Annotated in this window: 13 protein-coding genes and 2 tRNA genes; 14 read left to right on the top strand and 1 reads right to left on the bottom strand. The window is 34.3% G+C overall.

All coding sequences use genetic code 11. The features are described 5' to 3' along the window. Positions 1-11 precede the first annotated feature (11 nt). The 8 genes from gatC (at position 12) to A3M9_RS0107045 (ending at position 9,248) form a co-directional block, all read left to right on the top strand. Positions 12-299, top strand: a complete 288-nt coding sequence (gene gatC / locus A3M9_RS0107080) for an Asp-tRNA(Asn)/Glu-tRNA(Gln) amidotransferase subunit GatC (RefSeq protein ID WP_027308607.1) — start codon at positions 12-14, stop codon at positions 297-299. A gap of 11 nt (positions 300-310) precedes the next feature. Beyond that, complete coding sequence (gene gatA, locus A3M9_RS0107075) at positions 311-1,762, top strand: Asp-tRNA(Asn)/Glu-tRNA(Gln) amidotransferase subunit GatA (protein ID WP_027308606.1); 1,452 nt, start codon at positions 311-313, stop codon at positions 1,760-1,762. Positions 1,763-1,776: 14 nt separating this feature from the next. Beyond that, positions 1,777-3,204 carry an Asp-tRNA(Asn)/Glu-tRNA(Gln) amidotransferase subunit GatB gene (gene gatB / locus A3M9_RS0107070; protein WP_027308605.1) on the top strand — a complete coding sequence of 476 codons (1,428 nt, stop codon included), beginning with the start codon at positions 1,777-1,779 and terminating at the stop codon, positions 3,202-3,204. Between the two features lie 449 nt (positions 3,205-3,653). After that, the gene (locus tag A3M9_RS0107065; protein ID WP_027308604.1) at positions 3,654-4,574 is read left to right on the top strand and encodes an ABC transporter permease; all 921 of its coding nucleotides are present in this window, start codon (positions 3,654-3,656) and stop codon (positions 4,572-4,574) included. 12 nt (positions 4,575-4,586) lie between these two features. After that, entirely contained in the window at positions 4,587-5,525 is a 939-nt protein-coding gene (locus tag A3M9_RS0107060) for an ABC transporter permease (RefSeq protein WP_198011947.1), read from the top strand. Between the two features lie 15 nt (positions 5,526-5,540). Beyond that, on the top strand, positions 5,541-6,551 hold the full coding sequence (locus A3M9_RS0107055; RefSeq protein WP_027308602.1) for an ABC transporter ATP-binding protein: 1,011 nt from the start codon (positions 5,541-5,543) through the stop codon (positions 6,549-6,551). Further along, positions 6,551-7,522, top strand: a complete 972-nt coding sequence (locus A3M9_RS0107050) for a dipeptide ABC transporter ATP-binding protein (RefSeq protein WP_198011946.1) — start codon at positions 6,551-6,553, stop codon at positions 7,520-7,522. Before A3M9_RS0107055 ends, A3M9_RS0107050 begins: the two co-directional genes overlap by 1 nt. A 73-nt stretch (positions 7,523-7,595) precedes the next feature. Further along, the gene (locus A3M9_RS0107045) at positions 7,596-9,248 is read left to right on the top strand and encodes a peptide ABC transporter substrate-binding protein (protein ID WP_027308600.1); all 1,653 of its coding nucleotides are present in this window, start codon (positions 7,596-7,598) and stop codon (positions 9,246-9,248) included. A gap of 223 nt (positions 9,249-9,471) precedes the next feature. Here the strand turns inward: A3M9_RS0107045 and A3M9_RS0107035 are convergent, their stop codons facing one another. Next, the gene (locus A3M9_RS0107035; protein ID WP_027308598.1) at positions 9,472-10,845 is read right to left on the bottom strand and encodes a hypothetical protein; all 1,374 of its coding nucleotides are present in this window, start codon (positions 10,843-10,845) and stop codon (positions 9,472-9,474) included. 137 nt (positions 10,846-10,982) lie between these two features. On the opposite strand from A3M9_RS0107035, the gene A3M9_RS0107030 reads away from it, so the two are divergent. From A3M9_RS0107030 to A3M9_RS0107005, 6 genes are all read left to right on the top strand, one after another. Then, entirely contained in the window at positions 10,983-11,978 is a 996-nt protein-coding gene (locus A3M9_RS0107030) for an AIR synthase family protein (protein WP_027308597.1), read from the top strand. Next, positions 11,975-12,760 carry a ribonuclease PH gene (rph, locus tag A3M9_RS0107025; protein WP_027308596.1) on the top strand — a complete coding sequence of 262 codons (786 nt, stop codon included), beginning with the start codon at positions 11,975-11,977 and terminating at the stop codon, positions 12,758-12,760. The genes A3M9_RS0107030 and rph overlap by 4 nt, the downstream gene beginning before the upstream one ends. After that, complete coding sequence (locus tag A3M9_RS0107020) at positions 12,726-13,328, top strand: XTP/dITP diphosphatase (RefSeq protein WP_035166078.1); 603 nt, start codon at positions 12,726-12,728, stop codon at positions 13,326-13,328. Before rph ends, A3M9_RS0107020 begins: the two co-directional genes overlap by 35 nt. A gap of 12 nt (positions 13,329-13,340) precedes the next feature. After that, positions 13,341-13,823, top strand: a complete 483-nt coding sequence (locus A3M9_RS0107015) for a metallophosphoesterase (protein ID WP_027308594.1) — start codon at positions 13,341-13,343, stop codon at positions 13,821-13,823. Between the two features lie 65 nt (positions 13,824-13,888). Beyond that, positions 13,889-13,964, top strand: a tRNA-Pro gene (locus A3M9_RS0107010). A 3-nt stretch (positions 13,965-13,967) separates the two neighbouring features. Next, a tRNA-Gly gene (locus A3M9_RS0107005) sits at positions 13,968-14,041 on the top strand. Positions 14,042-14,060: the final 19 nt, after the last annotated feature.

Genomic DNA, 14,060 nt, shown 5'->3' with positions numbered 1-14,060 from the left:
AAGGTGTTTATATGTCAGTTACTGTACGCGATGTAGAGTACGTTGCAAAACTTGCAAGACTTGAGTTTACAGAAGAACAAAAGCAAAGGTTTACAGAGGATTTAAATGGTATTTTAAACTATGTTGAGATGCTAAACGAGGTTGATACAGAAAATGTAGAAATAAGCATAGGTGCCTACAGAGTAGAAAATGCATTAAGGGAGGATGTAGTTAAGGATTCCTTCAATAGAGATTCTCTACTTAAGAACGCACCAGATTCTCAAGATGGATTTGTTAAAGTACCAAAGGTTATTGAATAGGAGGGATATAGGTGCATACTAAAACACTTCACGAAATAAGAGAACTTATAAATAAAGGTGAGGTAAGTTGTGTAGAGCTTACTAAAAATACATTAGATAGAATAAGTAGCGTAGATGATAAGATAGGTGCATATCTTCAAATAGATGAAGAGGGTGCATTAAATAAGGCAAGGGAAGTAGATGAAAAGATAAGAAGGGGAGAAGAAGTTTCCTTCCTTGCAGGTATTCCAATGGCTATAAAGGACAATATATGTGTAGAAGGTCTAAAGACTACCTGTGCTTCAAAGATGCTACAGGATTTTGTATCACCCTATGATGCACACGTTACAAAGCTTTTAAAACAAAATGATGCTGTTATTTTAGGAAAGCTTAATATGGATGAATTTGCTATGGGTTCTTCTTCAGAAAACTCAGCCTTCAAGAAGGTAAGAAATCCATATGATTTAGAAAGAGTTCCTGGTGGTTCATCAGGTGGTTCCGCAGCAGCTGTTGCAGCAGGTGAGGCTTACTATACTTTAGGTTCAGATACAGGTGGTTCAATAAGACAGCCTGCTTCCTTATGCGGTGTTGTAGGTTTAAAACCAACCTATGGAAGAATATCAAGATATGGTCTTGTTGCCTTTGCTTCATCCCTTGACCAAATAGGACCATTTACAAAGGATGTTGAGGACTGTGCTCACGTTTTAAAGGCGATTGCAGGATATGATGAGATGGATTCAACAAGTGCAAAGAGGGAAGTTGAGGATTATACAAAATATTTAAATCAAGATATAAAGGGATTAAGGATAGGCATACCAAAGGAATGTTTTGCAGAAGGATTAAATGAAGATGTAAGAAGAGAAATAGAAAATGCAATCGAAGTTTTAAGAAGGCTTGGAGCAGAGATTAAAGAAATAAGCCTTCCAATGTCAAAGTATGCCCTTGCAGTTTACTATATTCTTGCAAGTTCAGAGGCAAGTTCAAATCTTGCAAGATTTGATGGTATAAGATATGGATATAGAGCAGAGGATTTTGAAGATGTTGTTGATCTTTATGTAAAATCAAGAAGCCAAGGTTTTGGAGATGAAGTAAAGAGAAGAATTATGCTTGGTACATATGCACTTTCTGCAGGATATTATGATGCTTACTATAAAAAGGCACTTAAGGTTAGAACTTTAATTATAAACGAATATAAGAGGGCCTTTGAGGATGTTGATGTAATACTTACTCCTACATCACCAACTGTTGCCTTTAAGATTGGAGAAAAATCTAATAACCCACTTGAAATGTATCTATCAGACATCTATACAGTTCCGATAAATATTGCAGGAGTTCCAGCAATTTCAATACCAGCAGGTTTTGTTGGAGGTCTTCCTGTTGGTATGCAGCTTGTTGGAAATTACTTTGATGAGGGAACATTAATTAAGGTAGGCCACGCCTTTGAAAGAGAAACAGAGTTTTCAAAGGTTAGACCAAGCATCTAATAGGAGGTGTAAAAATGGAGTTTGAAGCAATTATTGGACTTGAAGTTCACGCTGAACTTTCAACAAAAACAAAGATATATTGCGGTTGTACAACAGAGTTTGGTGGAGAACAAAATACCCACTGTTGTCCTGTATGTATGGGACTTCCAGGTGCCTTACCTGTTCTAAATAAAGAAGTTGTAACCTATGCTATGAAGGCAGGGCTTGCTCTAAACTGTGAAATAAATAAAGAAACATATATGGCAAGAAAAAATTATTTTTATCCTGACTGCCCAAAGAACTATCAAATAACTCAAGACGAAACTCCTCTTTGTAAGAATGGATATATTGAAATTACAACAGAAGAGGGAACAAAGAAAATAGGAATTCAAAGGATACATATTGAAGAGGATGCAGGAAAGGCTCTACATAGAGAAGATGGAACCTATGTTGACTTTAACCGTTCAGGGGTACCTCTTATTGAGATTGTTTCAAAGCCTGATATGAGAACTGCTCAAGAGGCAAAGATGTACTTAGAAAATTTAAAGGCTATACTTCAATATACAGAAGTTTCAGACTGCAAGATGGAGGAAGGTTCACTTAGATGTGATGCCAATGTTTCAGTAAGACCAAAGGGTTCAAGTGAATTTGGTGTAAAGACAGAAATAAAAAATATGAACTCCTTTAAAGCAGTAGAAAAGGCAATTGAATATGAAATTAAAAGACAAATAGAAGCTATAAATAGAGGAGAAAAAATAGTACAGGAAACAAGAAGATGGGATGAGGCAAAGGGCGAAACTATAGTTATGAGAAGTAAAGAAGAGGCCCACGATTATAGGTATTTCCCAGAACCAGATATGGTTTATTTAGTTGTTGATGATGAATGGATAAACAATGTTAAAAATACACTTCCAGAATTACCAGATAAAAAGAGGGCAAGGTATATAAGCGAATATGGCCTTCCAGAGTATGATGCCTCAATACTTACTTCATCTAAGGCACTTGCAGCCTTCTTCGAAGATACAGTTAAAGAGGGAGCTTCACCAAAGGATGCAAGTAACTGGATTATGGGCGAAGTTTTAAGAACTTTAAACGATAGAGAGATGAGTATAGAGGATATTAAAGTTCAACCTAAACATCTATCAAAGCTAATTGAACTTATAAACAATGGAACAATAACAGGCACAATAGCAAAGAAGGTATTTAAGGATATGTTTGAAACAGGAGATGATCCTGAAAAGATAGTTAAGGAAAAGGGAATGGTTCAAATCTCTGATGAAAATGCCATAAGGGATATAGTAAATAAGGTTTTAGATGAAAATCCACAATCAGTTGAAGACTTTAAGAATGGAAAGACAAAGGCTATGGGTTTTGTAGTTGGTCAAGTTATGAAGGCATCAAAGGGAAAAGCAAATCCACAGCTTGTTAATAAGTTAGTGGAAGAAGAATTGCAAAAAAGATAGGGTAAAAACCCTATCTTTTATTTTTATATAAAATTCAGAAAAATAAAAGCAAAAAACATAAAAATTGAAGAAAAAAATTAAAATATTAAAAAAAATTAACATTAATTAATATGAAATTATTAAATTATTTAATTTATTAAAAAGAATAAATATGCATTAAAAATATGTAAAAAACTAAAATTTAGTTGCATAAAAATAATTTATGTGCAATAATATCATCTATAAAATATTATAATTTTAACATTTGTAAATAAAACCATAAAAATACAGAAGGATATAATGAAAAAATATAGTATAATAATATTACTAAAAGAAAATTAAATTAATTTTAAATTCAAGTGTCGCAATACACAAAAAATTTTATTGATTTTTTTTAGGTTTTAGTTTAATATTTATTTAAAATCTGTTTAACCTATGAGGGGGAACATTATTTTAAGGAGGAGAGAAGAATGATTAACTACATCATCAAGAGACTGGTTGCAAGCGTTATCACACTATTTGTAGTACTTACTGCAACATTCTTTTTAATGCACGCATTGCCAGGTGGACCATTCGACAATGAAAAACCATTGCCACCAAAAATAAAAGCAAATCTTGAGGCAAAGTATGGATTAAATAAGCCTCTATATGAACAATATGTAATGTATCTAAAGAATTTAAGTAGAGGAGATTTAGGCCCTACTTTAAAGTATGAAGGTAGAACGGTTAATGAAATGATAGCATATTCATTCCCAGCTTCTGCAAAGTTAGGAGCAGTTTCAATAATATTTTCATTGATTTTAGGAATTTACTTAGGAGTTGTTGCGGCACTAAACCAAGGTAAATGGCAGGATAGATTAGTTATGGTTATTGCGACACTGGGAGTTACAGTTCCAAGCTTCGTTATAGCAACATTACTTATGTATGTATTTTCAGTTAAATTAAGATTATTACCATCATCAGGCTTTGCAGGACCTAAATATATGATATTACCTGCACTTGCACTTAGTGGTTATTCATTATCCTTTATAGCAAGACTTACTCGTTCAAGCTTGCTTGATGTTATAAGACAAGACTATATAAGAACTGCAAAGGCAAAGGGGTTATCAAGAAACGTTGTTATATATAAACACGCCCTAAGAAATGCACTTATACCTGTAGTAACTTATCTTGGACCACTTGTAGCGGGTGTTTTAACAGGTAGCTTCGTTATAGAAAAGATTTTTGCTATACCAGGACTTGGTAGAGAATTTGTAACAAGTATTGGTAACAGAGATTTTATGCTTATTATGGGTACAACAATTTTCTACAGCACCCTTCTTGTAGTATGTAATCTAATAGTAGACTTGCTATATGCTGTGATAGACCCAAGAATTAAATTAGAGGCATAAGGGGTGATATAGATGGATATAAATATGGATATAACTAAGGATATGTTTGAAAGAGTTCCTGAGAGTGAAAAGGATTTAAATACAATTGTAAGACCAAGTGAAACATATTGGCAGGATGCTTGGAGAAGATTAAAACAAAATAAGCTTGCAATGTTTGGTTTATATTTTGTTTTATTCATAACACTTTTAGCAATAGTAGGACCACCACTTGTTAAGATGTTTAGAGGTATAGATTATGCAACACAAAACTACAAATACTCAAACCAACCTCCAAATTCAAAGTTTTGGTTTGGAACAGATATGTTTGGTAGAGATATATTTGTAAGAGTACTTTATGGTGCAAGAATATCATTAACAGTTGGCTATGCAGCAAGCGTGCTAAACCTTGTTATTGGAGTTCTATATGGTGGTATATCAGGTTACTTTGGAGGAAAAGTTGACCTTATAATGATGAGAATAGTAGATATACTTTACTCAATTCCAATGATGATATATGTAATTCTACTTATGCTTATATTTAAACCAGGACTTGGAAGTATACTTGTAGCTCTTGCAATAGCATATTGGCTTTCAATGGCAAGAATTGTTAGAGCACAGATTCTTTCATTAAAGCAACAGGAATTTGTACTTGCAGCAAGAACCCTTGGTGCAAGCAACGCAAGAATACTACTTAGACACTTAATACCAAACAGTATGGGACCAATAATAGTAACACTTACGCTATCAGTTCCATCAGCTATATTTACAGAATCCTTCTTAAGTTTTATAGGGCTTGGAGTTTCAGTTCCAAAGGCATCCTGGGGAACATTAGCATCAGAAGCATTGGAAGGATTGCAAGTTTATCCATACCAATTATTGTTCCCAGCACTTGCAATTTCACTTACAATACTTGCCTTTAATTTCCTTGGAGATGGTCTAAGAGACGCTCTGGATCCAAAGATGCGTAAGTAGTTAGGGGGTAACATAATGGAAAGATTGCTTGAAATAAAAAATTTAAGAACATCATTTTTTACACACGTAGGAGAAGTTCAAGCTGTAAGAGGAGTTAGTTTTCATTTAGATAAAGGTGAAGCTATAGGAATAGTTGGTGAATCAGGTAGTGGTAAGAGTATTACTATGATGTCTGTTATGAGGCTTTTAGCTGATAATGGTAAGATAGTTGAAGGAGAAATTCTATTTGAAGGAAGGGATTTAGCAAAACTTCCTGAAAATGAAATGCAAAAGGTTAGAGGAAATGAAATAGGAATGATATTTCAAGATCCAATGACATCTTTAAATCCAGTTTTAACAGTTGGGGACCAATTAATGGAACCACTTATAAAACATAAAAAGATGTCAAAGGAAGAAGCCTTTAATAGAGCTGTTCATATGTTGGAGCTTGTTGGAATACCAAGCCCAAAGAGCAGAATGAGTCAATATCCACACGAATTTTCAGGTGGTATGAGACAGAGAGTTATGATAGCAATGGCGCTTGCCTGTGAACCAAAGCTTCTTATTGCAGACGAGCCAACAACAGCTCTTGATGTTACAATACAAGCACAAATTTTAGAATTAATGAAGGACTTAAAGCAAAAAATAAATACATCTATTATATTAATAACCCACGACCTTGGAGTTGTTGCAGACCTATGTAGTAGAATAAATGTAATGTATGGTGGACTTATTGCAGAAACAGGTTCAACAAGGGATATTTTCTATAATCCAAAGCATCCATATACTTGGGGACTTTTAAACAGCGTACCAAACCCAAAGAACCTTGTTAAAGAAAGACTTAAGCCAATAGATGGTCAACCACCAGATCTTCTAAAACCACCTGCAGGTTGTCCATTTGCACCAAGATGTCAATATGCAATGAGAATTTGTATGACACAAAGGCCTCCTTTATTTGAAATAGGAGAAGGGCATAAAGCAGCGTGCTGGTTGAATCACAAGGATGCACCAAAGGTTGAAGCACCTATAAGAAGGGGGGACCTATGATGAATAAGCCTCTTTTAGAGATTAAAAATTTAAAGAAATATTTTCCTATAAAAAAGGGTTTGTTTAATAGAACAGCACATTACCTAAAGGCAGTTGATAATGTTTCCTTTTCTATAAATAAGGGAGAAACATTAGGCCTTGTTGGTGAATCAGGATGTGGAAAGACTACCTGTGGTAGAACTATAATAAAGCTATATGAACCAACAGATGGTCAAATAATCTATGATGGTGTTGATATTGCAAAGTTTAGTGACAAACAAATGTTAGAATATAGAAAAAAGATGCAGATGATATTCCAAGATCCCTATGCTTCTCTTGACCCAAGAATGACAGTTGGTGATATTATAGGTGAGGCAATAGATATTCATAAGCTTATGGGAGCAAAGGAAAGGGAAGAGAGAATACAATATTTGTTAAATAGAGTAGGATTAAACAGCGAACACGCAAGTAGATACCCACACGAATTCTCAGGTGGTCAAAGACAGAGAATAGGTATAGCAAGGGCACTTGCAGTTCAACCAGAATTTATAATATGTGACGAGCCTATATCAGCACTTGACGTTTCAATTCAAGCACAGGTTGTAAATATGCTTGAGGATTTACAGGCAGATTTAGGATTAACATACCTATTTATAGCACACGATTTATCAATGGTTAAGCATATATCAAATAGAGTTGGGGTTATGTATCTTGGTAAGTTAGTTGAACTTGCAGACAGCAATGAACTATACACAAAACCGCTTCATCCATATACACAGGCATTGCTTTCAGCAATACCAATACCAGACCCAGATGAGTCAGCAAAGAAGAAGAGAATAGTTCTTGAGGGAGAAATCCCATCACCAATAGACCCACCACCTGGATGTAGGTTTAAGAATAGATGTAGATATGCAAAACCAATATGCAGCGAACAGGAACCAGTGTTTAAGGATATGGGTGGAGGACATTTTGTTGCTTGTCATTTATATTGATAATTTCGGCAGCATAAACGCTGCCGAAACATAATAAAATTATATTAAACTATATTAAAGGGGAGGAATTGAGATGTTAAGGAAGAAAGCAGCTAAGTTTTTGACTTTAGCATTAACAGCTGTGCTATCAGTATCACTGTTTGCAGGCTGTGCTAAGTCAGGCAAAGAAGGCGAAAAGAAGGCAGAACAAGTAATTAAGTACAACTTAGGTTCAGAACCTAAGACACTTGACCCAGCATTAAACAGTGCAGTAGATGGTGCAACTGTAATTGTTAACACATTTGTTGGTTTAACAAGACTTGATGCAAAAGATCAACCAGTTCCAGGTGTTGCAGAAAAGTGGGATGTTTCAGCAGATGGAATGACTTATAAGTTCTATTTAAGAAAAGATGTTAAGTGGTCAGATGGAAAGCCAGTTACTGCTAAGGATTTTGAATATGCTTGGAAGAGAGCACTTGCTCCAGAGACAGCAGCAGAATATGCTTACCAATTATACTACCTAAAGAATGCTGAAGCTTACAATACTGGTAAAGGAAAGGCAGAAGATGTTGGAGTTAAGGCACTTGATGACTATACACTTGAAGTAACTCTTGAGTATCCTACACCATACTTCCTATCACTTACTGCATTCCCAACTTATATGCCTGTAAGACAGGATATAGTTGAAAAGGATAAGGAAAAATGGGCAACTAATCCAGAAACATACATAGGAAACGGTCCATTCAAGTTAAAGGAATGGAAGATAAAAGAGGCTATAATTCTTGAAAAGAATCCAAACTATTTTGATGCAGCAAACGTTAAGTTAGACAGAATAGAAATAAAAATGATTGATGACCAAAATACTGCATTAACATCCTTCCAACAAGGAGAATTAGATTTCATTGAATCACCACCAACACAACAAATTCCAACGCTACTAAGCCAAGGAGTAGCTAAGGTATATCCATATCTTGGAACATACTTCTATGTAATTAATTTAACTGATAAGGCAGATCAAATTGATGCAGCTGCTGCAAAGGCTCTAAAGGATGTTAGAGTAAGAAAGGCATTAACACTTGCAATTGATAGAAAGGCTTTAATTGAAACAGTTACAAAGGCTGGTCAACAACCTGCTACATCATTTGTACCAAGTGGTATAATAATGGCTGATGGAAAGGACTTTAAGAATAAGGATTACTACAAGGCTGAAGGTGATGTACAAGAAGCAAAGAGACTACTTGCTGAAGCTGGCTTCCCAGATGGAAAGGGATTCCCAAAGATAACAGTTATGTACAATACAAGTGCTGGACACCAAAATATAGCACAAGCAATTCAAGCTATGTGGAAGGAAAATTTAGGAATAGATGTAGAGCTTGCTAACCAAGAATGGAAGGTATTCCAATCAACAAGAAATAAGAAGGAATATCTAATTGCAAGACACGGTTGGATAGGTGACTATAATGACCCAATGACATTCCTTGATATGTGGACTTCAAAGAGCGGACAAAACGATGCAGGATATAATAATCCAGAATATGACAAGAAGGTTGATGCTGCAAAGAGAGAATCTGATCCAGTTAAGAGAATTCAATTACTACACGAAGCAGAAGACATTCTTATGAATGATATGCCAGTTATCCCACTATACTACTATGTAAATGTTGCTTGTATTAAGGATTATGTAAAGGATGTTCATAAGTCACCACTTGGATTTGTTTACTTTGATAGAGCATATGTTCAAAAGTAATAAAAAAGCCCACGCAATGTGGGCTTTTTTATTTTTCAGGAGGAGTCTCTTTTCTTGGTGTGTAGTAGGCACAATCGGTACCGTGACCTATTGCGTTTACAATAACGCTGATATGACTAAGTGTGCATTTGCCGTTTTTTTCGTGCACACAATTTGCTGAACAGTTAATATTTGTCATAAATAATCCCCTCCTTAACTTTAGTATGATTCATATAATTATTTTTTAATCAGAAGGTTTCTCTAAATTTAAAAAGATGTATGAGCTATATAGTGAGTATTGAGTATTAACATATTTAGAGGCCTTTATTTGTATATTATTTTTAGAGTTTATTCTAAAGCTTTTTAGAAAAACAGGAGGCTTTGTGCTTACCTTCATATTATCAAATATATCCTCAATCTCATCTGTAATTAGCATATCATCTTGCATAACACCTGAAGGTTTTATAACGTTATAATATGTTTTATTTAATCTATTTAGAGAATCAAAGTCTTTATTTATTATATATTGGTAATTAAATAGTTTAATCATCTCTGCAATGTCTCTTATTGAAATGCTTATCTTATTATCGTATTCGCGTATATATAAAGAAAGGTCGTTATTATAATAGGAAGAAATATATTTAATTATTTTATTTGAAGCATCTAAGAATTTATCAATACCTGTGACTAAATAACCTTCAAAAAGTGCATTTGCACATCTCAAATTAGTGTAGAAGGATACTGGTTCAAAATTATTTTCGCCCTTTTCCACTTCGCCGCTTGCCTTAATTCTGTTTATAATTTCATCACTTAAAAGAGCGATAAATTCCCTATACATTTCTATGTTTTCTGCTTCTTTATCTAATTTACTACATTCATATAATGTATTTATAAATTGTGACAGCTGTCTTGATGGAAGGGACAGTATAGCCTCTATAGAATCGGATATAAAATTTAGGATACTATTTAATTCAGCAGGGTATCTCTCTATATTTAAGTCCTTTGCATACTTTTTATATATTTCATCATTATACATTTTATTTAAATATAGTAGACTGAGGTAAACAAGTATTTGATCTGAAAGTTTATAGTTTGATTTATTAGGTTTGATACTTATTTTTTCGTCGCTACTTTTAGTTTTGTTTTTAACATCTATAAAAAGACCAGCTTCATTTCGCATAAAACTAACTAAAAATTCATAAAAAAGTGAGGAGTAATAAATAAGAAGTTGAGAAAGATAAGGACGGGACTCTTTATATTTTTCTGCTAATTTAAGCATAGATAAAATAGCATAGCATTGTGCTTCAACCTTTATAACCTTATTGAAACTTGAGATATCCCACATATATATTCCAAAATTGACATATTCATCTGTTGGTGTCAAAAAAATTGGTTTTGCCTTTTTATAGATACATTGAATGGGTATAGCATTGTCGAATAGTTCGTGTAGTTTTCCATCTGAGTGCCTATATATTTTTTCGATTGTTTTGTCATCTTCCTTTATCAAAATACCGCAACCTGACAAAATAATAGTGTTAAGTACATTTATTTCGCTGAATTTTTTTAGTTCTATATATATATTGCTGATTTGTTGTAATAAATTATTATTCTCCTCCATTAATACACCACCAGTTTATATTCTTTAGTAAATATATTATGTATAGTGGACAGGTTAAGTGACTATATTTTAAAAAATATTTGTAAATATACATATACAAAATGTATAATTATAGAAGATAACAAGGAGGGGATATTATGGATATTGGTAAGTTGCCAAATGATGTTTTAAAGGAGAATATACTTAATAGATTTGAGATAAAAAATAGGGAGGTTTTAGTAGGACCAAGTTTAGGTGAGGACTGTGCAGCAATAAGCTTTGGAGATGATGTATGTGTTTTGACTACTGACCCAATAACTGCAGCCACAAAAAACATAGGTGAGCTTGCAGTTAACATAAATTTAAATGATATTGCATCATCTGGAACAAAACCATTAGGTGTTTTAGTAACTATGCTTATACCACCTACAGAATCAATAGATAACATAAAAAGAATTGTTGAAGAAATAAATGAAACCTGCATAAGACACGGTGTGGATGTTTTAGGGGGACATACAGAGGTTACAGACGCTGTAAATAGAATTATAATTTCTGTTACTGCAATTGGAAAGGGGAAAAAGGATAAGTTTGTAAAAACAGGTGGAGCAGAAGTAGGTGATGATGTAGTTTTAACAGGATATGCAGGACTTGAGGGAACAAGTATATTGGCCCACGAATATGAAAAGTATTTAAAAAATAAATTAGATGGTGATATAATTGAAGGAGCTAAAAAATTACTTAAGGATATAAGTGTAGTTAAAGTAGCAGAAGTTGCAGTAGAGTATGGCGTGACAGCAATGCACGACGTTACAGAGGGTGGAGTATTAGGTGCTATTTGGGAGATAGCGGAGGCGTCAAATAAGGGAATTTATATTATAAAGGAGAATATTCCTATACTTGAGGAGACTAAAAAAATATGTGAAATATTTAATATAGATCCGTATAGGCTAATTTCAAGTGGTAGTATGGTAATAACCTGTAAAGACGGGGTAGGCCTTTGTACAAAACTTAAAGAGAATGGTATTAATGCAGAGGTTGTAGGGAAAATTATTGAATATGATAGAATATTAGAATCAAATAATATAATTGAAAAGCTTACACAGCCATATTCGGATGAGATTTATAAAGCTTCAGTTAAGGAGGATAATATATGAGAGTAGACGGAAGAGAATACAATCAAATGAGGGAAATAAAGATAACAAGAAACTATACTAAATACGCAGAGGGTTCTGTATTAGTTGAGTTTGGAGATACAAAGGTTATATGTACTGCCTCCTTTGAGGATAAGGTTCCACCATTTTTAAAGGGAACAGGAGAAGGCTGGATTACTTGTGAATATGGTATGCTTCCAAGGTCAACACAAACCCGTAAACCAAGGGAGTCAAGCAAAGGCAAATTAGATGGAAGAACTGTTGAAATTCAAAGACTTATAGGAAGGGCTTTGCGTTCCGTAGTAGACCTTAAGGCAATCGGAGAAAGAACAATATGGATAGATTGCGATGTTATACAAGCAGATGGAGGTACAAGAACAGCTTCAATAACTGGTGCCTTTATTGCCCTTGTTGATGCTGTAAATAAACTTGATAAGGAAGTAAATTTTGAAGTTTATCCAATTAAAAACTATGTTGCAGCAATAAGCGTTGGTATAGTTGACGATATACCTATGATAGATTTATGCTACTTAGAAGATTCAAGTGCAAAGGTTGATATGAATGTTGTTATGACAGATAAGAACGAGTACATAGAAATTCAGGGGACAGGAGAAGATAGACCATTTTCAAAGAAGGAACTTACAAAGTTATTAGAACTTGCAGAGGCAGGACTTAATGAAATATTTATGTTACAAAAGAAGGTATTAGGTGAAGATGGTATTAGAGTAGGAGAGAGAAGGGAGATTGCAGATGAGGTTAATAGTAGCGAGCAACAACGATCATAAGGTTAAGGAAATTAAGGATATACTAAAGCCACTTGGATTAGAAGTTGTATCATTAAAGGATGCGGGAATTGACGTTGAAGTTGTAGAGGATGGAAAAACCTTTGAGGAAAATGCATATAAGAAGGCAAAGACAATACACGATTTAACAGGGGAGTCAGTTCTTGCGGATGATTCAGGCCTTGAGGTATATGCATTAGATAATGCTCCTGGTGTATATTCTGCAAGGTTTGCGGGTGAAGAATGTAATTATGACAAGAATAATGAAAAATTATTAAAGTTGTTAGAAGATGTGGACGATAAAGATAGAGGCGCAAGATTTGTTTGTACAATGATTCTTATAACAAAAGATGGAGAAGTAATAAAATCAGTTGGTACCGTTGAGGGAGTTATCTCAAGGTATAAAAGAGGAAATAATGGCTTTGGATATGATCCGCTGTTTATAGTTCCTGAGATAAATAAAACCTTTGCAGAACTTTCAGAGGAAGAAAAAAATAAGATTAGTCATAGAGCAAGGGCATTAGATAATTTAAAGGAGCTTTTAGAAGATTATTTTGCAAATAGGTCATAGGGGGGAAATATTTTGAAGATTGCAGTGGTCAGTGATTCTCACGGAAATTTATACTCCCTTGATAGAGCTTTAAGTAAGATAGGGGAGTTTGATATGATAGTTCATCTTGGGGATCATTTTAATGATATTATTAAGGTTAATGAGAAATATAAAAAACCAATAGAATATATATGTGGTAACAACGATTATGGTAAGGATGTGAAATATGAAAAGATAATAGAAGTGTGTGGTAAGAAAATATTATTGGTACACGGCCACCGATATGATGTTTATTATAATATATTAAAGCTTTATTTAAAGGCTCTTGAGGAAAAGGTGGATATTGTTTTATATGGACATACCCACGTACAAAGGATAGACAGAGAAGGAGATGTTTTATTTGTAAATCCAGGAAGCACATCAAGACCAAGGGATGGTATGCCAGGTGCAGCAGTCCTTAATATTAGTGAAGATGGAGAAGTAGAGGTTAATACCTTAAGATTTACGATAGAGTAAAAAAATAACATCAAAAAAGGGTATTGACGAATTTATTTTTATGTATTATACTTTATTATGTCAGTCGGGGTGTGGCGCAGATGGGAGCGCGCGTGGTTTGGGACCATGAGGTCGCAGGTTCAATCCCTGTCACCCCGACCACTTGCGGGTGTAGCTCAATGGTAGAGTCCCAGCCTTCCAAGCTGGTTGTGTGGGTTCGATTCCCATCACCCGCTCCAAGATATGCGCCTTTAGCTC

The organism is Caloramator sp. ALD01, from assembly GCF_000472625.1.
GTDB classification, from domain to species: domain Bacteria; phylum Bacillota; class Clostridia; order Clostridiales; family Caloramatoraceae; genus Thermobrachium; species Thermobrachium proteoclasticum.
The sequence above is the reverse complement of the archived record's forward strand: the minus strand, read 5'-3'. Positions and strand labels throughout refer to the sequence as shown.